18 protein-coding genes and 1 other annotated feature are annotated in these 20,214 nt (G+C 38.7%); of the genes, 10 read left to right on the forward strand and 8 right to left on the reverse strand.

Features of this window, described 5'->3' with window-relative positions; translation table 11 throughout:
• Nucleotides 1–39: 39 nt before the first annotated feature.
• Entirely contained in the window at nucleotides 40–1,422 is a 1,383-nt protein-coding gene (locus ABS917_RS15885) for a VWA domain-containing protein (RefSeq protein ID WP_350479915.1), read from the reverse strand.
• A gap of 24 nt (nucleotides 1,423–1,446) precedes the next feature.
• Nucleotides 1,447–2,610 (reverse strand): AAA family ATPase, encoded by a 1,164-nt coding sequence (locus tag ABS917_RS15890; protein ID WP_350479916.1) that lies wholly within the window; start codon nucleotides 2,608–2,610, stop codon nucleotides 1,447–1,449.
• 232 nt (nucleotides 2,611–2,842) lie between these two features.
• Here ABS917_RS15890 and ABS917_RS15895 point away from each other — a divergent pair, with 232 nt between their 5' ends.
• Nucleotides 2,843–4,777, forward strand: coding sequence for a right-handed parallel beta-helix repeat-containing protein (locus tag ABS917_RS15895; protein WP_350479917.1), 1,935 nt, complete (start codon nucleotides 2,843–2,845; stop codon nucleotides 4,775–4,777).
• Nucleotides 4,778–4,886: 109 nt separating this feature from the next.
• Here the strand turns inward: ABS917_RS15895 and yfkAB are convergent, their stop codons facing one another.
• The gene (yfkAB, locus tag ABS917_RS15900; RefSeq protein ID WP_350479918.1) at nucleotides 4,887–5,990 is read right to left on the reverse strand and encodes a radical SAM/CxCxxxxC motif protein YfkAB; all 1,104 of its coding nucleotides are present in this window, start codon (nucleotides 5,988–5,990) and stop codon (nucleotides 4,887–4,889) included.
• A 139-nt stretch (nucleotides 5,991–6,129) separates the two neighbouring features.
• Nucleotides 6,130–7,947 (reverse strand): dynamin family protein, encoded by a 1,818-nt coding sequence (locus tag ABS917_RS15905; protein ID WP_350479919.1) that lies wholly within the window; start codon nucleotides 7,945–7,947, stop codon nucleotides 6,130–6,132.
• A 240-nt stretch (nucleotides 7,948–8,187) separates the two neighbouring features.
• Here ABS917_RS15905 and ABS917_RS15910 point away from each other — a divergent pair, with 240 nt between their 5' ends.
• Both ABS917_RS15910 and ABS917_RS15915 read left to right on the forward strand, forming a co-directional pair.
• Nucleotides 8,188–9,621 carry a SulP family inorganic anion transporter gene (locus ABS917_RS15910; RefSeq protein WP_350479920.1) on the forward strand — a complete coding sequence of 478 codons (1,434 nt, stop codon included), beginning with the start codon at nucleotides 8,188–8,190 and terminating at the stop codon, nucleotides 9,619–9,621.
• Nucleotides 9,622–9,631: 10 nt separating this feature from the next.
• Nucleotides 9,632–10,051: a universal stress protein gene (locus tag ABS917_RS15915; protein WP_350479921.1), complete on the forward strand. Its 420-nt coding sequence runs from the start codon at nucleotides 9,632–9,634 to the stop codon at nucleotides 10,049–10,051.
• Nucleotides 10,052–10,366: 315 nt separating this feature from the next.
• Here ABS917_RS15915 and ABS917_RS15920 read toward each other — a convergent pair whose 3' ends face one another.
• Nucleotides 10,367–10,924 (reverse strand): DNA-3-methyladenine glycosylase I, encoded by a 558-nt coding sequence (locus tag ABS917_RS15920; protein WP_350479922.1) that lies wholly within the window; start codon nucleotides 10,922–10,924, stop codon nucleotides 10,367–10,369.
• Between the two features lie 95 nt (nucleotides 10,925–11,019).
• Here ABS917_RS15920 and ABS917_RS15925 point away from each other — a divergent pair, with 95 nt between their 5' ends.
• The 6 genes from ABS917_RS15925 (at nucleotide 11,020) to ABS917_RS15950 (ending at nucleotide 14,992) form a co-directional block, all read left to right on the forward strand.
• Nucleotides 11,020–11,586 (forward strand): TetR/AcrR family transcriptional regulator, encoded by a 567-nt coding sequence (locus tag ABS917_RS15925; RefSeq protein ID WP_350479923.1) that lies wholly within the window; start codon nucleotides 11,020–11,022, stop codon nucleotides 11,584–11,586.
• Between the two features lie 5 nt (nucleotides 11,587–11,591).
• Nucleotides 11,592–11,930, forward strand: coding sequence for a DMT family transporter (locus ABS917_RS15930; RefSeq protein ID WP_350479924.1), 339 nt, complete (start codon nucleotides 11,592–11,594; stop codon nucleotides 11,928–11,930).
• Nucleotides 11,930–12,244 (forward strand): DMT family transporter, encoded by a 315-nt coding sequence (locus ABS917_RS15935; protein WP_350479925.1) that lies wholly within the window; start codon nucleotides 11,930–11,932, stop codon nucleotides 12,242–12,244. The genes ABS917_RS15930 and ABS917_RS15935 overlap by 1 nt, the downstream gene beginning before the upstream one ends.
• A gap of 82 nt (nucleotides 12,245–12,326) precedes the next feature.
• Nucleotides 12,327–13,298: a TDT family transporter gene (locus ABS917_RS15940; protein ID WP_350479926.1), complete on the forward strand. Its 972-nt coding sequence runs from the start codon at nucleotides 12,327–12,329 to the stop codon at nucleotides 13,296–13,298.
• Between the two features lie 64 nt (nucleotides 13,299–13,362).
• On the forward strand, nucleotides 13,363–13,935 hold the full coding sequence (locus ABS917_RS15945) for a YdcF family protein (RefSeq protein ID WP_350479927.1): 573 nt from the start codon (nucleotides 13,363–13,365) through the stop codon (nucleotides 13,933–13,935).
• 61 nt (nucleotides 13,936–13,996) lie between these two features.
• Nucleotides 13,997–14,992 carry an LLM class flavin-dependent oxidoreductase gene (locus ABS917_RS15950; protein ID WP_350479928.1) on the forward strand — a complete coding sequence of 332 codons (996 nt, stop codon included), beginning with the start codon at nucleotides 13,997–13,999 and terminating at the stop codon, nucleotides 14,990–14,992.
• 180 nt (nucleotides 14,993–15,172) lie between these two features.
• On the opposite strand, the gene ABS917_RS15955 is transcribed toward ABS917_RS15950, so the two are convergent.
• Complete coding sequence (locus ABS917_RS15955) at nucleotides 15,173–16,762, reverse strand: 2-isopropylmalate synthase (RefSeq protein ID WP_350479929.1); 1,590 nt, start codon at nucleotides 16,760–16,762, stop codon at nucleotides 15,173–15,175.
• Nucleotides 16,763–16,839: 77 nt separating this feature from the next.
• Nucleotides 16,840–17,072, reverse strand: a binding site (T-box leader).
• A 131-nt stretch (nucleotides 17,073–17,203) separates the two neighbouring features.
• Nucleotides 17,204–18,184 carry a GMP reductase gene (guaC, locus tag ABS917_RS15960; protein ID WP_350479935.1) on the reverse strand — a complete coding sequence of 327 codons (981 nt, stop codon included), beginning with the start codon at nucleotides 18,182–18,184 and terminating at the stop codon, nucleotides 17,204–17,206.
• A gap of 359 nt (nucleotides 18,185–18,543) precedes the next feature.
• Between guaC and ABS917_RS15965 the strand changes: the two genes are divergently transcribed.
• On the forward strand, nucleotides 18,544–19,344 hold the full coding sequence (locus ABS917_RS15965) for a class I SAM-dependent methyltransferase (RefSeq protein WP_350479930.1): 801 nt from the start codon (nucleotides 18,544–18,546) through the stop codon (nucleotides 19,342–19,344).
• A gap of 47 nt (nucleotides 19,345–19,391) precedes the next feature.
• Here the strand turns inward: ABS917_RS15965 and ABS917_RS15970 are convergent, their stop codons facing one another.
• Complete coding sequence (locus ABS917_RS15970; RefSeq protein ID WP_350479931.1) at nucleotides 19,392–19,925, reverse strand: GrpB family protein; 534 nt, start codon at nucleotides 19,923–19,925, stop codon at nucleotides 19,392–19,394.
• Nucleotides 19,926–20,214: the final 289 nt, after the last annotated feature.

Raw genomic sequence — 20,214 nt, forward strand, 5'->3', positions numbered from 1 at the left:
TCTTCTAATAGACGCACACCTTGTGAATATACCCGTTTTTTATAAAACAAATGCATCTTCTGCTTCAAATAATTCATTTACTTCGATTACACGATCCGAAAATCGGTTTACAATTTTCAAATCTACGGTATTGAATAAATTTGTTAATACAATTGATGTACATTCAAACTGCTTCTGCTTTTTTGTTTGCGCGAATTCTTCTATAAAACGTGACGGTAAAAAACTTGACCCGTCTGTTACAAACAGCAAATCCGCTTTTTTAAATTCGCTTTTCTTTAAAAGCTTCAATGCTTCTCGTAATGGCAGCTCATAATTTGTACCGCCGCCGATAAAGCTGTCACTGAACTGAATTAAATCCTGGGTCTTTGCCTGACCTTTTCTGAAAAATTTAATCTCTCCCACATTTGTTGCAAAAGGGATAATCGCTAAATCCCTTTTCTGTTTTTTAGCGATGTTCAGCAAGGCAATACAAAACGCCTTACTTTGAGCTTTAATCGAAGTCATGGAACTGCTTTCATCCATACATACAATAATCGGTCCTTTTCCTTGACGATCTTTACCCTTCTTATTAAAAACGAGTGTTTGCTGCTCGCTTAACCGCTTTAAAAAATCAAGCTTGCTATGTCCTAGCATATAGTTGCCCAATTCGGCCGGCAACAGTCGGGACAGCTCATGCCCAAAAGTCACCGATTGTTGCTGGATTGTCTCGTCTTGTTTAGATTTCTGCTTTTTTGTCGCAATTTTTTTAAACCGACCGACTAATTCGGCAATTTTATGCAATTCCTTGCGCTCGCCAATCATTCTTGCTAGTTTAAACTGATCGCTTAAAGGCACTTGATCCATTTTTTTGCCGTCCATTGTTCCAACTTTCATGACCGCTGTTTTTGTATTATGGATATTCTTTTTGTTTTCCTGCAGCATCATGCCGATAGACGTTTTGGATAACTGTTTTAGATATTCTCTTTTTTCTGGTAAATCATTTGTTGCATATGGCGTTAGCTGCTGCTTTTGGAAGGCTTCCAGTTGCTCAATCTGAAAAGGATTTTTTTGTTCTTCATAATATTGGAAGCTTTTAAGTAGCTGTTCTGCAATGCTGACAGAAGTAAGGACACTTAACAGCTCGTCGCCTTTTGTCAGCTCATGCCATTGGATGTATTCTTCATTTTTCAGCAGCTCTTCCACAAAATCATATTGCATTTTATCCAGTTGCTTTGCATTTTCATTTAATACAGGCGCTTTATAATAGAAAGCATGCCAGCAATCACCGATGATATTTGTAAAGCCGGGAACAATTTTTTCCCCTGCAATGCAGCTTTCATTCAACAAAGTGGCCATTTTCAACAATTCGTTAAATCGGGCCTTTTGCTCGGCGCTGCCCTCAAAAACCGTTCGGCTGTAGATTACATGTATGTTCTCACTCAAGAAGCATCCCACCTTCTTTATTCTTTAAAATCCGATAACATCTGAAGTTATTCCAAGCAATTGTTTATGCATTTCCATTTTGAGACTGGTTAATTCCGGACGACTCGGGATTTGACGGCTCATATTTTGTACTTCCATAAATAATGTTTTCCCCTGAAGTAGCAGTTGACTCAGCTCTGATTTGGCAAACGGGGATTTTTGAAGCATCGCATTTCTTGCAGTTAAAATAATCGTTTCAAACTCGGTCGATGTTCTGCGAATAAATGCTTCTACCGTATCAAAGGCCACTTCGCTAATGATTTGTTCTGTTAACGTTTTTTGTTCAACCGTTTCCCATAAAATATTCGTCAAAATCGACAAGTCTTCCCGGATCACTTCTGTCCGATTGTCTAAATATGCTTTCGCTTTTAAAACCGACAGTGACTGTTTAAAACGGCGATCAGAAGGACGAATGCCTTCATCTTGAAGTGCCTGCCTAATTTTAGCGAGTACTTTATAAATCGTATCCGAAATCGCAACCTTATTCGTCATTTGCTGATGTTCGTATAGCTCGTCCAATGTTATTCGCGATATTTTCTTATCGCTATCGTCCTTTAGCATTGCAATAAAGGCTTCTTCTTCACGGATATAGTTTACTTCATAGCGCAGCAAAAAACGGTCGAATAATGCCTCCAGTCCTTCCCCTTCTTCGATATATTCATTGGATGAACCGACCATCGTCAAAAGCGGAGAAACGATCGGAACCCCGTTGTTATAATAAATCCGTTCATTTATTAGCGTAAGTAGTGAATTCAAAATCGCGGAGTTTGCTTTGAAGATTTCATCAATAAACGCAAAATGGGCTTCCGGCAGCATATTTGCTACATTCCGTTTATAAATTCCCTGCTCCAAATCTTTCAAAGAAAGGACACCAAACAATTCTTCAGGCGTACTGAAAGGCGTCAATAAATGCTGAAAACAATGACTTCCCTCTACAATTGAACCAAGCATGGACGATAACACACTTTTCCCTGTCCCCGCCGGACCGATAAATAAAAGGTGCTGCCGTGATAATAAGGCAATTAATAATGCTTCAATCTCTTCTTCCCGATCATAAAAATGTTCATTCAGTTGCTGACGGATTGATTGCAGCTGTTCACACATTGATTGACCACCTTTCCCTTTTTCCGTAAATCCGTTTACCCGCACATTTATGTAATCTCTCCTTATAACGTTACACTTCCTGTACGGTTTTTAAACATTTTGCCTGTCATATTTCTTCCTTTAAAGAAACAGGAATATTTCAGGTGACTTTGCACTATTTTAGTAAGAGCATATGAAAAAATCTTTTCATGTTTTTACACAATTTTAGTTGCAAATGATTAATTTTGTTATTTTACGTGAACATATTACATATAGCATGTTTGGTAGGAGGAATCGTATGGCGTTAGTAAGAGTGTCATCTTCAATTTTTTCACGCATTAAAACTATTCAAAAAGCTGTGCAACGAACAACGAGCCAAGATGATATTATCGTTGCATCCGGGACATATAAAGAAACTTTAACTTTTGAGGAAAACAGAACGATTGCAGCACAAAAGGATGCTGCTGTCTGCATAAAAGGATCGATTATGATTGCTGAGTCTGCGACAGTTACATTTGAGAACATGACGATTCAACCTACAACACAAATTTACGTCGAAGGTAAAATGATATTAAAAAACTGCGTTATTCAAGGTGGGCGCACGAATGTACTGTTAGCACTGAACGGCGGAACATTACATTGTGAAAATACAACATTCAAGGATGCATCGGATGCGGCAGTCACACTAATTTATAATAGTGCTGCACAGTTTGAACATTGTCATTTTGAAAACAATAAAAAAGTCCATATATTAGCGGAAAATTCAACGCTTCATTTAACGGATTGTAACCTTTCAAAAGCAAATCAGGCGCTTTGGGTTAAGTCTCATGCAAAGGCTTATTTAACTCGCGTGAAAGTCCAGCATCATTCCGGCACACAACTCATTATTCAGGACCACGCCTTATTGGAGATGAATTCCTGTGAAGTAATGCATGGCGAAGGTAATGGTATATATGCATCAGACCATTCAAACATTCATTTAACAAAAACAGCAATACAACACCATCACCTACCCCAAATCTGGATGCAAAGAAGCTCCCTTAATGCGATAGATTGCCAAATTCAATACGGCAAAGAATCCGGTATTATTTTACGGGACTATTCTGAAGCAATGATCGAGAATTCATTGATTGCTTTTCATAAAATCGCAAATGTCCAGTTACTGCTCGAGTCTTTCCTTAATATGGCGAACTGTGAAGTATTCAGCTGCCAAGGTGTCGGGATTCATATAAAGGAAAAATCGGTCGCCAACTTCAATAGTACGGTGTTTGCCTATAATGTGCTGCCGCAGCTTTTCATTACCGAAAACTCCATTTGTACAATAAAAGATGCGACAATTCAGGAAGGAAAACAGATTGGGGTATACACAGAAAAAGGCGCTTCATGTTCGATTGTTTCCAGTACAATTACAGGTCATAAAAATGCTGCGCTAACGGTAATGGAGGCGGAATTATTCCTATTAAATACGACAGTTCATCATAATAAAGGCAATGGCATTTTGGCTGTCAATCATGCAAAAACCTCTGTGGACAATTGCCATTTCAATCACAATGACCTGGCACATATAGCTGGGAAAAATAACAGTACGGTGACGATTTACCAAAGCGAATTAGTCGGCGGCAAAAGTATCTTTGTCATGGATGCATGTGAGCTTGAAATAACCGAATCTATTGTAAAAGATGGTACGGGAATTCAAATTGAAATGGTAGGCAATACGAATGCAACGATTCAGCATTCGCAAATTAGCGGTGGAGAAACGAATGGAATTGTGGCGATGAAAGATACATCGGTCCACATTATCGAAAGCCAAATTTCCGGTCATAAAATGCCGCAAATTATCATCAATGACAGTTCTCTTGTGTTAAAAGACAGCGAGTTGATGGAAGGTGAGCGTAACGGTTTAATTGTTGAAAACCATGCAGAGGCGTTAATTCATGATACATTCATTTCCAATCATATGTATTCCCAGTTATGGATCGACTCCGAATCTTCAGTTGAACTGAACACAACACAGATTATTGAAGGCCATGAATCCGACATATTTGTTCAAAATAAATCGGTTCTCCATGCTTCGAAATGCATTATTCAAAATGCGAAGTTTGACTTCAATATCCAGGCGGTCAACTATTCGAAAATTTATCTGTCCGAAACAATGGTCGACAACTCATTCGGCTCAAAGTTTTACAGTGAAAATAACAGTGAAATTTCATCGAATTTGGATGAAATCAGCTAATGGTATTGCTGCCTGCGACTATTTCAGTTGCAGGTAGTTTTTCATTGTAGATAAAACAAAAAATAAAAAACAATCTATCCCAATTGGATAGACTGCTATTTTTAAATATTTATTTGACAATCCCACTGACAAATTCAGTAGACGGATAATACATGTTTTTAACAATGACGTTTGCCCCTAAGCACTTCACCGCAGGACAATGACAATTGATTGATTTAGAAATATTTGAATCTAGCCATCTCTTGTAAATTTGAGTTAATGATTCATTTTTAATATTACCGAACGCCTGACCGTCATCCGAGAAATCGGTAACCGAGATATCACCAGAGAAAATATTAAGGTTCATTCTTGAACGCCCGTCAACATCATTTCTCATAGTCGTATTCGATGCATTATTGATTCGGTTGATTAATGCGATATCGCGCTCATCTCTGCTGCACGGGTAGAACGGCAATGTTCCGAATAAAACCCAAATGTCTTCATTTCTGTAATCTAGAATTTCATTGATTACTTTTCTATATTCATCCAAACCGATCGTTTCTAAACTTTCGGCGAAATCACTGGCATACATCGGGTGAATCTCATGTCGTTTACATAGCATCTCATTAGCTACTTCATGATGGATTTTCTCCATAAATGGTACCGTGTTGCGGTTTAACATTGTTTCTGCGGAAACGAACATGCCACCTTTTGATAGTTCTCTTGCGTTGTCAAAAATATTGCGATATAAGTTCCCTCTATATTCAACTGACGGCGTTTTTTCCATCATCGCGAATCCTGTTTCAACAAATTCCTTTTCATCACACCAGTTGTGTGAAATATGCATGACATCTAAATAAGGTGCAACCAGTTCATAGTGTGACATCGGTAAAGTAAGGTTGGAGTTGATTTGGGTCTTAATCCCCCTGCTTTTCGCATATTTCAATAGCGGTAACAGATTATCCTTAATTCCCTTTTTAGTTAATAATGGTTCTCCACCGGTAAAACTCATTGTTCGTAACGTTTCAACCTCATCCAGTTTACGAATAATTTCGTCAGCGGGAATGGCCGGTAATTCTTTCGTTAATAATGTATATCCTACTGCACAATGCGAGCATCTCATATTACATAAGTTTGTTGTTGTAAACTCTATATTAGATAAAGTTAGCTTACCATGTTGATCTAGATCAATATACGGTTCCCATTCATCATGCGGTTTAAAAATTGTATTCATTTAAATACTTCCTTTCTGCGAGTACAATTTTCTCATAAAACCTTTGTATTGGAAAGGCTATTGTTTAGAAGGAATTCTCAGCACTCCCGTTAGAAAGCAAATGGCCCCACGAGATAAAAATCACGTGCAGCCATTTTTTTCAGAATTCTATTTTTTCAGGTAATTCCGGAATATCAGATACAATATCTTCTTCGGTTAAACGCAGCTCAAACAGTTGGTGTTTTTCTTTTAAATTCAGCGGTGCCAATATTTCATCCGCTTCTGCTGCAATTGGTGTTTCAAACATGAAATCAACCGTTACAATACGCTCAATCGTCTGTTGGATTTGCATTTTTTCCTGCTCTTTGATCGGCAGAACTCTTTCCAATAAAAGAGGCTCTATCGCATCTTTTATAAAACGCTGCGCTTCGGCAATGCAATTGAATTCAGCCAGTTTATTTACAGAGGCTGTCATGTAGAACCGCTCACGAATCCGTTGCGCTTCCAATTCGTTTAACTGATTGTGAATTGATGATAGCCGATTTTCCACCAGCTCGTTCAGACGGCTTTGTACTGTATCCAGTTTCTCCAGTACAACTTGTTCGTATTTTTTAATGAACACCAGTTTCTGTTCACAATTTATCTGGATTTTATTCAACGTTTGAATTCGCTCGGAAAGGAGCGGTGTAAGTTCACTCTCTTCTAATGGGAATGTGAGCGACATCCCCGTTTGTTTTTTAAAATACTTTTCAAGTTGTCCATATTCCATAGAGTACTCTACATGCAATTTTCGGTAATCACGCACATTTTTTTGATAAAGTACCGCCATTTCTTCGTACATATCGATGATTGGGTCGCGTAAATAGGAATCGCTTTCCAGTGTCTGTAGCAGTTGAAAAAGCGTTTGTACTTCCTTGAACACTTTACTGACCGATTCATATTGTTTGTCCAGTGAGTCGATGAGCGCTTTATCCTGTTGTAATTGAGCTGTACCGCTATTAAAATCACGTTGATGCTGAATGACATATTCATACGCTGATACATACGGTTCTCTTGCAGGAATTGTATTAATTTCTACTCGGAGACGTTCCAGCCATTGAATTAATCGCTCCGCTATATTGCGCGTCTTTTTTTGCTTGTTATCAATTAACTGGAACATCAGTTGTGACAGCTGTGTAATACGGGAATCAATAAGCAGCTGTGTACTGTTCGTATTACGTGCTTCCTGTGCCTGTAAAGCCGACACTGGTACATCCTCTCCTATAAAGTAGCCGTAACGTTCTTTCTCCATATCAAGAAAGGCTTCCACTTCCCCATCTACCTGATCAATCCCGTTTACGACTAAATGAGCAGTTACCCCCATTTTGTTCAGCTTTTCAATAAAATTCACTTCTGCTTTTGTAGCAGGTGAACCCGCTTGTAATACCCAGAAAACTTCATTACAGCGCTGTAAAAGAGCTGGTGAAAAGTATGCCGTATTGTTTTCGCCTGTTTCAAGCGCAACCGAGTCGACAATTGTCACTTTTTTTAACAGCTCACTTGTTATATATACTTCCAAATAATCCAGATGCTTACGAATTATTTGTGCACTTTCCGTATTTGAAATGGTGAATAGTGAGAGGTTGGCAATATCAAATGTTACTTCCATTCCATTTAAAAATACGGCTTTTATATATTCCTCATTACTATATTTCAAAAATGTATTGGTCCTTGTCGGTTCTGATAGGCGGTCTTCCAACAGATTTCTGCCGAGTAAACTGTTGATTAATGTTGTTTTACCAACCCGCTCTTTTCCAATTAAGAGCACGATTGGCTGACTGATTGCATCATCTATAATCTGTTTTAAACGGTTTGTCGTATCTTTTACATAACTATTTCGAGACAGAATACTATGCAAAGGTTTTAACCGTTCAATTAATTGTTCCAACGGATTATGTTCATCAGTGTTGTTTAGCTGTTCGCTGAATCGCTCAGTCATACGGGTCACTCCTTTACAAACAATTGTTATTCTATTATAAACTCAGTGATTTCCATTTGGAGAAGTAATTACAAAAATCGAAATAATTGGTTCCTCATACTTAATCAATAAAACGTGGACTAGGTATTAACACACGGAAATTTTATTAAGGAATATAAAATCCATCATAATGTTGCTATTACTCGACATTGTTTGCGTGCTATTATAGTAGAAGAATATTTAAAAGGAGATACACATTATATGTACAATATCCGTGAGCAATGGTTTGGGAATGTACGCTCAGATGTGCTGGCAGGACTTGTTGTCGCACTGGCCCTCATCCCTGAAGCAATTGCTTTTTCTATTTTAGCTGGTGTAGATCCGATGGTCGGACTCTATGCCTCATTTGTAATCGCTGTAACAATCAGCTTTGTCGGTGGTCGTCCTGCAATGATTTCTGCCGCAACAGGAGCGATGGCCCTCGTTATCGTGTCACTTGTAAAAGATCATGGATTGCAGTATTTACTCGCTGCAACAATTTTAACGGGAGTTATCCAAATCATTTTCGGAATGCTGAAAATTGCACGCCTGATGAAGTTTATCCCGAATGCGGTTATGATCGGTTTTGTTAACTCATTGGCGATTTTGGTATTCATGGCTCAAACACCGCACTTTATTGGTGGCGACTTCGTTACGTGGGCGTTCCTGCTTGCGACAATTGCACTTATTTATGCAATCCCTTTTGTCATTAAAGGCATCCCTGCCCCGCTAATTGCCGTAGTTATTTTATCGGCAGTAGCTATTTATTCTGGCTTTAATTTAAATACAGTCGGAGATATGGGAACAATTACACAGTCATTACCATCATTTTTAATACCGGATATTCCTATTAATTTAGAAACGTTGATGATTATTTTACCTTATTCATTGGCTCTGGCTGTTGTCGGTTTGGTCGAATCATTACTGACAGCATCAATTTTGGATGATATGACTGCTTCAGAAAGCGATAAAAATAAAGAAGCGCGCGGACAAGGGATTGCCAATGTTATTAACGGTTTCTTCGGTGGTATGGCCGGCTGTGCGATGATCGGACAATCCGTTATTAACGTAAAATCCGGCGCACGTGGCCGACTCTCCACTTTTGTTGCTGGTATATTTTTAATGTTTTTAATACTCGTTTTGGGCGATTATGTTGTTCAAATTCCAATGCCGGTACTTGCCGGTGTAATGGTTGTTGTATGTATTACCCAATTTGACTGGCAATCATTCAAATATGCTGTGACAGCGCCGAAAAAAGATGTGTTTGTTATGCTTCTGACAATCGCGGTTGTCCTGTACACACATAACTTAGCGTTAGGTGTTGTAGCCGGTATTATTGTCAGCGCACTGTTTTTCGTCAACGAAATCTCACGTGTAAGTATTTCACAACAAGGGAAAACATACTTTGTCAAAGGGCAGCTATTCTTCGCTTCAACGGAAGGTTTTATTGACTATTTCAAAACTGTTCAAAATGAGCATTCATCAATTGTCATCGATTTTTCACTATGTAAAGTGTGGGATGATTCGGCAATCGGTGCTTTAATGAAGGTGAAAGACCAGTTGAAAGCGAAAAATATAGAAGTTACCTACTTGAATATTGATGAGTCAAGTAAACAGCTATTGAAGAAGTTAACCGGTACGACATTAATCGATTAGGAGGTGGCTTATGTATCAACATATTTTACTGGCCGCTGATGGTTCGCAAAACTCGATACGTGCGGCAAAAGAAGCTTTAAAAATAGCCCAAATAAATGCTGAAACATTGGTGACAATCATTTTTATAATTGATATGGAAAAAGCGAAAACGGATGTATTGCATTCAAGCTCCATCGAAAGTCTATATATGGAACGCCGTCGAAAGCTCGTGCCAATCGAGGAACTGTTCAAGGAGCATCAAGTCCGTTATAAGGTGGAAATCATTCACGGCTCACCAGCACCTGAAATCATCAAATTTGCCAACACGCAAAATGTGGATTTAGTGGTGATTGGAAGCCGCGGCTTAAACAGCCTGCAGGAAATGGTGCTAGGCAGCGTATCACATAAAGTGATGAAGCGTGTCCAATGCCCTGCAATGCTTGTGAAGTAAGGCAAAACTAAAAAGAGGAAAGACAAAACATTTTAAGCGACTAATATGTTTTGTCTTTTTTTATGTATAACTGAGTTGATCGTGGTCAACACGTCAGATTCAAGGTGAGATGGGAACTAATCCTCATTTCTAGCCCAATAATCCTCAATCCCAGCTAGATAATCCTCACTTGCTCTTGCTTAATCCTCAGTTCTTATTTGTTAATCCTAACTTTCAAGCACATAATCCTCAAATTAAGTTTAAAAAATCATTTCTCATTTTTAGTCCCAAAATGGGGGGCAGAAACTCCGCGTACCGGTTGAGCCTGCCCCCTCTTTACCTTTTGTAACAGTGGCAATTCGTTGTATGGTCATTCACCATGCCAACTGCCTGCATATAGGAATAGCAGATCGTACTGCCGACAAATTTGAATCCGTCTTTTTTTAGTTGCTTGCTCATACGGTCGCTTGTTTCTGTAGTAATTGGTACTTGTGCGGAAGATTCCCATGAATTGATCACCGGCTTGCCGTCAACAAAAGACCAAATATAGTTAGAAAAGGAGCCATAATGTTTTTGGATGGCCAAAAAGCTCTCGGCATTTGTCACGACACTTTTGATTTTCAGCCGGTTGCGAATAATACGATCGTCATTTTTTAATGCTTCAAGTTTTTCTTCATCATAATGTACAATCTTTTCTGCGTCGAACTGATCAAATGCCGCCAAATACCCTTCCCTTCTTTTTAAAATAGTCAACCAGCTTAAGCCTGCTTGTGCCCCTTCCAGACAGAGCATTTCAAAAAGCTTCCGGTCGTCATAAACGGGTACGCCCCACTCTTCGTCATGATATTTCACATATATAGGTTCATCTAGTTTCACCCAACTGCAACGCTCCATGTCCTCACCTCTTTTTAACCACTGTAATCCAACTCGTTTGCAATCGCAAACAATTTTTGTTACTATTACCTTACGAACGTCAGGAAGGTGATAATGTGACTAAAGAGAAAATAATACAGGCTGCTCTGCTTAATTTCAGCGAACATGGATACAGTGGCGGATCACTGGCCCAGATCGCAGAAGAAGTAGGAATACGGAAACAATCAATCTATACGTATTTTAAAAGTAAAGATGCGCTCTATTTATCGATTTCGAAACAGGCAATGGAAGCTGAACTGTTATTTGCAAAAGAATTTATTGCAAAGCACCAACAACTTCCTGTCGAAAAAGTATTGCTGCCATTTCTACAGTCTTTTCAGCAACGCTTTGAGTCAATCGCTGAAACTAAATTTTTCATGCGATCGATTTTCTTAATGCCGCAACATTTGGAGCAGCAATTAAGTGAACAAACGTACATTTATTTAGACGAATTGGAAAGACTTTTTACAGATCATTTAAAAGATCAAAAACTGTCCGTTTCAGCAAATGAAGCAGCAATCGGCTTTTTGGCATTGCTTGATAGCCTGTATGTAGAAATGCTTTATGGTGGGAGTGAACGCTGTGAAAAGCGTTTACAGGCAGGATGGTTAATATTTTACAGAGGAATAAGAGCTGAGGTGTAGACATCATGACAAAATACTGGATACTCGTCCTATTGGCAGGCATCATTGAAATTGTTTGGGCAATGGGACTGAAATACGCAAACACATTGTGGCTATGGGTCGGAGTTGCCGCATTAATTGTTTTATCATTTTATATTTTAATTATCGCAACAGAGAAACTGCCGGTTGCTACTGTTTATGCGGTGTTTACGGGAATTGGTACTGCGGGTACAGTCATAGCTGAAACGGTCATTTTCAACGAGCCATTTAGCTTAACGAAAATCGCCTTTATTGGATTATTATTAATCGGTGTCATTGGATTGAAACTCATTTCAAATGAACCGAAAGAAACGAGGGATGCATAATGGCTTGGGTCTATTTAATTTTTGCCGGACTTTTTGAGGTCGGCGGTGTCATCGGAATGAATAAAGTTGCCCAGAAAAAGTCCCTTGGCTCCTATGCGTTTCTAATCGGCTCCTTTATTGTCAGTTTCTCGCTCCTTTCAATGGCGATGGAAGAATTGCCGATGGGGGTTGCCTATGCTGTGTGGACAGGGATCGGTACGGTTGGCGGTACCCTTGTCGGAATGTTCCTCTATAATGAATCAAAAGATTGGAAACGAATTCTGTTTATTTCGTTTATTATTATTGCGGTTGTCGGATTAAAAATTACGCAGTAGAATATAGTTAGTAGAAACAATGTGTACATTTTATGAATATTTTCATAGATTGTGCACATTGTTGTTATATTTGGAGGCCATTGTGAGAAATTTATTTCAAGTAGTCCCAATTCCAATCAGTGGGCTAATGCTCGGACTGGTTTCATTGGGAAATTTATTTTTAAGTATGGACAAAGCCACTTTCGGTCACGTCTGTTTTTTTATAGGAATCTTATTATTTCTATTAATCATTGGAAAACTGATTTTTGCGTTTTCCAGTATCCTTGCAGAAATGCAAAACCCGATTATTGCGTCAGTATCCCCCACTTTTACGATGGGAACTTTATCGATAAGTAGTGGTCTGCACTATTACGGTGTAAGTGAATTCGTTATACATATGATCTGGATTCTTGCTGCAACGACTCAAGTCTTTATAATCTTTTATTTCATTCGAACATTTATTTGGAAAAAACGGATTACGATTACGGATATTTATCCAAGCTGGCTTATTATGTTTGTCGGAACAGCTGTTATGCCATTAACAGCGAGTGATCTTTCAGGCGTACTTACAAAAGCGATTGTTATCTTTGCGATTTGCGCTTTCATTGTGCTAGTGCCGATTCTGATTTTCCGTGTATTTATCAGAAAAGATTTGCCGGAGCCTACGATTCCGATGCTGACGATTTTAACCGCACCTGCTTCAATTAGTTTAGCTGCTTATTTCCAGCAGTTTGAAAGTCAATTCGGTATTGTTTTGGCATTATTCATTGTCGCGCAAATATTGTATCTTTTAGTACTGTCGAAATTACCGAGTGCATTACAGCTGCCTTTTTACCCAAGTTATGCTGCCTTTACATTCCCATTAGTTATTACCGCTACTGCCACTTACGGTGTCATTCATTATTTAGGGCAAAATGGGCTGTCGACAAATTGGCTGGAAACGTATTTTTATTTTCAATTAACATTCTCTGCAATTATTGTATTTTACGTTTTTATCCGCTATATCAATTACTTATCCGTACAAGTACGACAACAGCGCAGAGTCATAAGAGAAGAAAAAGAAGCCATTTCATAATTCTTCCGCAATAGCGAAACATTCCCCCTTTATGCATCGTATACTACATAAAGGGGGGATTTTTTTGAAAAGAATTATTTTTGCACTATTATTTATTCTAATTATACTCGTGTTAATTTTCTACTGGCTCGACTATGAAATGAATGCAGCGTTAAAAAATGAGGCAGACGGTTCAAATGATTATGTTGTCATTTTAGGCGCAAAAGTGAAACCAGGCGGCATCCCTTCCCAGTCATTAAAAAACCGTTTAGACACCGCAGTGGATTATTTACAAAAATATCCCTCTGTAAAAGCGATTGTTACAGGTGGCCAGGGTGCTGATGAAGATCGTACAGAAGCGTCGGTCATGGCTGACTATTTAATCGAACATGGGATTGCTGAAGATAGAGTCTTATTAGAAGATCAGTCTACAACGACTTATGAAAATTTGTTGTTCGCAAAAAAACTGTTGCCCGAGAATACAACGAGCATCACAATTATTTCAAATGATTTCCACTTGAAACGTGCGACAATTCTTGCCCGAAAACTCGGTCTAAAGGCAGATGTAGTGGCAGCCCCTACTCCAAAAGTCATCAACACAAAATCACGGATTCGCGAACGTCTTGCAATCATTAAGGCCTATACGAGAGGCCAATAATTTTACATTTGCCGTTCAATTCGTTATCGTAAACTGTAACGAACAGTTGAGGTGAATTTCAATGAAACTTAGTATATTAGATCAAGTACCTATTTCCAAAGGCATGACATCAACCGAAGCACTAGCTAATGCAGTGAAGCTTGCCCAACTTGGTGATGAGCACGGTTTTGAACGAATCTGGTTTGCAGAGCACCATAATACAACTTCCCTTGCCAGCTCCGCACCTGAAGTAACAGCTGCCTATATTGCTGCGAAAACAGAGCGTATCCGTGTCGGAACGGGCGGCATTATGATGATGCATTATTCTCCATTTAAAGTGGCAGAAGTATTTAAAACATTGGCAGCATTGGCACCAGGTCGTATAGATTTCGGTGCAGGCCGTGCTCCTGGCGGGGATATGCCGGCAATGACCGCGCTTGCCAGTGGACGCAGACCTGACCTGACGGAACAATATGATAAACTCGAAGTCATTTTACGATTAATGAATGAACAGCGTACAGGTGAAGCTGTTTATGATAATGTTGTAGCTGTTCCTTTCAAAGTACAGCTGCCGCAAAGCTGGCTGCTTGGATCAAGCGGACAAAGTGCGAAAAAAGCTGGGGAAGCCGGTGTCGGCTATTCCTTTGCCCAGTTCTTCAATGGACAAATGTCTAAAGGGATTTTTGATGCATACCGTAACAGTTTCCAGCCATCATACTTTATGGAACAGCCGCAGATTATTACAACATATGCAATCAGTGTAGCCGAGACGGCAGAGGAGGCTGAATACTTATCAATGCCGATGCAAATTACCCGCCTGAATTTAATGCGTGGTAAACTCCTGACTGTGCTATCTCCCGAAGAAGCAAATGACTATCCACTTACCGAGATGGATAAAATGATATTGGAACAAAACCGTCCGCTAATGCTGATCGGTTCTGCCGAAGATGTTGCGAATCAGATTAAAGAAGAACAGGCATATTACGGCTTTGATGAAGCGATGATCAACTGTAATTTATATACGATCGATCAGCGTCTGAACAGCTATCGTCTATTAATGGAACAGTTCAATAAATAATACAGTTTAATAAAGTAGTGCCGATTGATTCGTCAAAGGCACTACTTTTTTTGGTTAAAGGCCGTTAATTTTTGAAGTAGATAACAACAAAAGCATTGCAACTAAAAAAACAGTCCAAACTTTACATGTCGTAAAATTTGGACTGTCTGTAACTTTCATTTAGTTTTCACTACACTCTGTTTATACTGTAGCTGTCGTCGTTACTGGTTGTGGAGCAATTTTCGCGACGATGACACTGTTTACAGCATTAATATAGGCCATTGCGGAAGCTTTTAAAATATCTGTATCTGCTGCTTTTGCAATATATTTTTCTCCGCCGTATTCGATAATAATTTTTACTTTCCCTAATGCTTCTTGGCCGCGTGATACGGAGCTGATGTTGTATTCAACAAGCTTCACCTTGATTCCTGTAACATCCGCAATGGCTGAGTAAAGAGCGTCAATCGGACCGGAACCGACCGCACTTGATTTGAAGACATCTTCCCCGCGGCGGATTTTTACGCTAGCAGACGGGAAGGCAGCGTTTGAAATAATCTGTAAGTCTTCAATATCATAAAACTGATCAGAGTACGATTCCTTATTTGGATTGTTCTTATCAGTTTTTTCGTAGTAGCTTTCAACAATGACATATAAATCATGGTTGTAAACTTCTTTTTTCGAATCAGCTAATTTCAGGAAGCTTTCAAAAATACCTTCAAACTCCTCGTCCGTGAAATCATCGAATCCAAGTTTAGACAGCGCATTTTTCACTGCATGACGACCAGAGCGCGCTGTTAATACTAGTTCCATATCATCTAGGCCTACATCTTCCGGATGAACGATTTCATATGCATCACGTGATTTTAGTAAGCCGTCCTGGTGAATACCTGATGAATGGGCAAAGGCATTGTCACCTGTAATCGCTTTGTTCACTTGCACATCAAGTCCCATAAAGCTTGAAACTAAGCGAGACGTATTCATAATTTCTTTCGTATTAATATCTGTAAACACATCATAAACGTCCCCGCGCGTTTTAATCGCCATAACAACTTCTTCTAATGCCGCGTTCCCGGCACGTTCGCCAATACCATTCATCGTCACTTCTATTTTATCGGCACCATTTTTTATTGCCGCTAATGTATTGGCAGTCGCCATACCTAAATCGTTGTGACAGTGCACTGAAAGAAGTACAGAATCGTCCAGGTTTTTCATTCGGTAATTCAGCTTGGCAATCATCTCGCCCCACTGTTCCGGCTCGGCATACCCGACAGTATCCGGTACATTGATCATCGTAGCGCCGGCCTTCATGACTGCTTCAATCGTTTTCCAAAGGTATTCAAAATCAGAGCGGGATGCATCTTCCGTTGAATATTGTACTTGTGGCAGTAACGATTTCGCGTATTTTACTGCATCCACTCCGATTTGCAGGATCTGGTCTTTCGATTTACTGAATTTCTTCTCCACATGAATATCGGATGTCCCTAACACCATATGGATCATTGGATTATTGGCGTATTTCACTGCATTATATACTGAATCAATATCATCTTTAACAGCACGGGCAAGTGCCGTAATCATCATATTCGAATTTTGGCCAACCTTCTGCGCCACAGCTTTTACCGCTTCAAAATCACCTTGTGAAGACGCTGGGAATCCGGCTTCAATAATATCAACACCGAGCTTTTTTAGCTGCTGGGCAATTTCCACTTTTTCATATAAATTCAGTTTAGCCCCAGGCACTTGCTCACCATCACGTAATGTTGTATCAAAAACCCAAATTTTTCTACTCATTCTCATAACCCCTTTTCTTCTCAAATGATTATAAAACAGTAAAACAAAATAAAAAAACTCGCCTCTATGAAGAATTCCATAGAGACGAGGTTAAACTCGCGGTACCACTCTAAATTAAATGTCCATTGCTGAAACATTCCACTTAATGACAAATAGTTTGCCTGTCTTTTAACGGAGACTTCCGACTTCCCTACTTAATTTCAGGTCGTAGCTCATGGACGAGTTCAACAGTTGTATCTGCCAGTTTGCACCACCCACTGGCTCTCTTAAAGTATACAAGCTATTTACTATTTCCAATCATTGCCTAGATATTACCTTGAAATGAAGTTTACCGGCAATGAAATAAAATGTCAATACTTATTATCAGAAAATTTAAATTTTAATTTAGCGCAATGATGTAGAAATCCGCCAGGGCTTACTTCCTTTGCGCAATAATATAAGTTAAATTTTATCGCCATTGAAAATTGAATTTTTAACAATTGCATAATCAACGTTACGAATCGCAGATAATGTTTTACCACCTGCATATGAAATTGACGACTGCAGATCTTGTTCCATTTCAGTTAGCGTATCAAAAATCGAACCTTTTGAGTCGACGTACATTTTCTTGCCTTCAACGTTTTTACGCTCGCCTTTTTGGAATTCCGATGCAGAACCGAAGTATTCTTTCACTTGTTTGCCGTCAATTTCCACTGTTTGGCCTGGTGATTCTTCATGACCTGCAAATAGTGAACCGATCATTACCATTGATGCACCGAAACGCACTGATTTTGCAATGTCACCATGTGTACGAATACCGCCGTCCGCGATAATCGGTTTTGAAGCAGCTTTTGCACACCAGCGAAGTGCTGCCAACTGCCAGCCGCCTGTGCCAAAACCAGTTTTAATTTTCGTAATACACACTTTACCCGGGCCAATCCCAACTTTTGTCGCATCCGCACCTGCATTTTCAAGGTCACGTACTGCTTCAGGAGTACCGACATTTCCTGCAATAACAAAGCTGTTCGGTAAATGCTTTTTAATATGGCCGATCATTTCGATCACTTGGTTTGAGTGACCGTGTGCGATATCAATCGTAATATAATCCGGTACAAGCTGAGCATCTTTCAGCTCTTCAATAAAAGTATATTCTTCATCTTTTACGCCGACAGAGATCGATGCAATGTAGCCTTTACTGTGCATATCACGGATAAACTCCGCACGCTTTTCAGGTTGGAAACGGTGCATAATATAGAAATAGCCTTCTGCAGCTAATTTTTCAGCTAATTGCTCATCAATAATTGTTTGCATATTTGCCGGAACTACCGGAAGTTTAAATGTATGATTACCCAAAGTTACTGTTGCATCGCACTCTGTACGACTTTTCACTATGCACTTTGCAGGGATTAATTGAATATCTTCATAATCAAAAACTGTATCTATCATTTCACTACACTCCTATATACGAACATTTTTCGTGTTTTTTATAATAATCATTCGACATCTGTTACTTTACAAAACAATGAAAACGTTGTCAACCATAAAACGAATATTTTATTTATTTTCAATAAAAACGTTCGGTTTTTAAGAAATCTCAATAAAATTCTTTATTGTAAATACCAAAGAAATTTATTTTTACCTTATTTATAAATAACTATTGTCCACTAACTAAATGGAATGTTTTAATAGAATTATTGAAAAGGAGTCGATGAATTGATGTTAGAGAAATGGTTGAACGTTCAGAAATAATATTGAGCTGAAAAAAAGGCTCAATAATCAATTATTATTGGAGCTGAAAAACATTGGAACATTTATTAAACTGCATGAAAATTATCGGGGACGATACGATCCAACGCACACAATTAACACATCGTATGGAGCTTATAAAAACCTTTCAAATTAAAAAAGGCATGAAGATACTTGAAATCGGATGCGGTCAAGGTGACACAACGGTCGTATTGGCAGATGCGGTCGGAGAAACAGGACATGTCGTTGCCATCGATATTGCCTCAACTGAATATGGTGCACCGATCACATTAGGTGAAGCATCGAAAACTATTTCACAATCGCCATTAGGAAAGCAAATCGATTTCCACTATGAAACCGACTTTTTGCAAATGGAGTTCGACGAGAAATTTGATGTCGTTGTTCTATCCCATTGTTCATGGTATTTTGAAAGTATTGAGCTTTTAAAGAATTACATGCAAAAAATCAAGCAAGTAGCAGATCGAATCTGTTTTGCCGAGTGGGACATCGATTATATTTCGGATGACCAGCGTGCCCACTTTTGCGCAGCCAATATTGCTGTACTCTATACAGCTTTTACGGAAAATGAAGGGAATATCCAAAATCTCTTTCATAAAACGCAAATAAAGGAACTTATGCTTAGTGAAGGCTTTTCGATCAATGTTGAACAAATAGTCGATGCCAGCTATTTGCAGGACGGGTCTTGGGAAGTCGACTACAGCAATTATTTGCTAAATGAATTCCCGGAAGTTCCAACTAAAATACAGTCCTTAATTCACAGTTACGTCTACTTAATGAATGAGCAAGCAAGGCCTCTCCTTTCGTTAAATAGTTTTGTACTGTGTGCTGATTTGTAAAATAACTAGAAGCCAGTTTGATTAATCAAACTGACTTCTAGTTTTATTCATAATTTATTTCTCTTTTTTAGAGCGCTCCAGTTCATTGCTTTTTCAACCAATCCATTAACAAAATCCTGTTTATGGTTCTGATATTGATGTGAATCATTCGGAAACTGTCTCGCTAATTTTATTTTCAATTCCCCATAACTTTTTGCGTCTTCTGGAAAATGGAGTAAGTATTCCTTGAAATCTAAGTGTATATCTATATTTTCATTTCCTTCCTGATAAATATGAATATGATGTGTTCTTTTATTCTTACCTTTTGGAAAATATCTTCTACCTGGTATTCCATTTTCACCTCTTGGTTCATATCCCTGCGCTATCATGGATTCATTATATAAATGTATTTTTTCAAAATCTTTTACAACGATCAAAACATCTATAACAGGCTTTGCATACCCGATAGTTTGAATAGTAGTACTGCCAATATGGTAAATTTCAAGTAATTCATTTCCAAAAATAATTTTAAGTATTTGTTCTTCCTTTTGATAATGTTTTACCCAATCTTCCGTCCAAGGCAGTATCGTCGTTTTTCTCATTCGTCCCCCCTAATAAAGTCATGGTTCACTTATCCCCATAGCTAATATTAAAAGAAATGCAACAGCTAACACCGCAAGATTGGCGATAATTCCAATTAATCCGATTACTTGTCTACTTAGGCGTCCCTTTAATATTCATGAAGATATTCCAGCAGTTATAATACCCATAATAGATAAAATGGTTAACACTGTAATTGTCCTGTAAATAACAGTGTTCGGCCCTCGTACAGAATAAAAATAAATTACGCTTAGGATTACCGGTGACATCGAAAAAATCCCAAGAATCACC

Source organism: Solibacillus sp. (genome assembly GCF_040273735.1).
GTDB lineage: Bacteria > Bacillota > Bacilli > Bacillales_A > Planococcaceae > Solibacillus.

Bases quoted from the DNA above. Each gene is read 5' to 3' on its own strand.
- ABS917_RS15895 (WP_350479917.1), top strand. From the start codon at position 2,843: ATGGCGTTAGTAAGAGTGTCATCTTCAATTTTTTCACGCATTAAAACT.
- yfkAB (WP_350479918.1), bottom strand. From the start codon at position 5,990: ATGAATACAATTTTTAAACCGCATGATGAATGGGAACCGTATATTGAT.
- ABS917_RS15905 (WP_350479919.1), bottom strand. From the start codon at position 7,947: ATGACTGAGCGATTCAGCGAACAGCTAAACAACACTGATGAACATAAT.
- ABS917_RS15910 (WP_350479920.1), top strand. From the start codon at position 8,188: ATGTACAATATCCGTGAGCAATGGTTTGGGAATGTACGCTCAGATGTG.
- ABS917_RS15915 (WP_350479921.1), top strand. From the start codon at position 9,632: ATGTATCAACATATTTTACTGGCCGCTGATGGTTCGCAAAACTCGATA.
- ABS917_RS15920 (WP_350479922.1), bottom strand. From the start codon at position 10,924: ATGGAGCGTTGCAGTTGGGTGAAACTAGATGAACCTATATATGTGAAA.
- ABS917_RS15930 (WP_350479924.1), top strand. From the start codon at position 11,592: ATGACAAAATACTGGATACTCGTCCTATTGGCAGGCATCATTGAAATT.
- ABS917_RS15935 (WP_350479925.1), top strand. From the start codon at position 11,930: ATGGCTTGGGTCTATTTAATTTTTGCCGGACTTTTTGAGGTCGGCGGT.
- ABS917_RS15950 (WP_350479928.1), top strand. From the start codon at position 13,997: ATGAAACTTAGTATATTAGATCAAGTACCTATTTCCAAAGGCATGACA.
- ABS917_RS15955 (WP_350479929.1), bottom strand. From the start codon at position 16,762: ATGAGTAGAAAAATTTGGGTTTTTGATACAACATTACGTGATGGTGAG.
- ABS917_RS15970 (WP_350479931.1), bottom strand. From the start codon at position 19,925: ATGAGAAAAACGACGATACTGCCTTGGACGGAAGATTGGGTAAAACAT.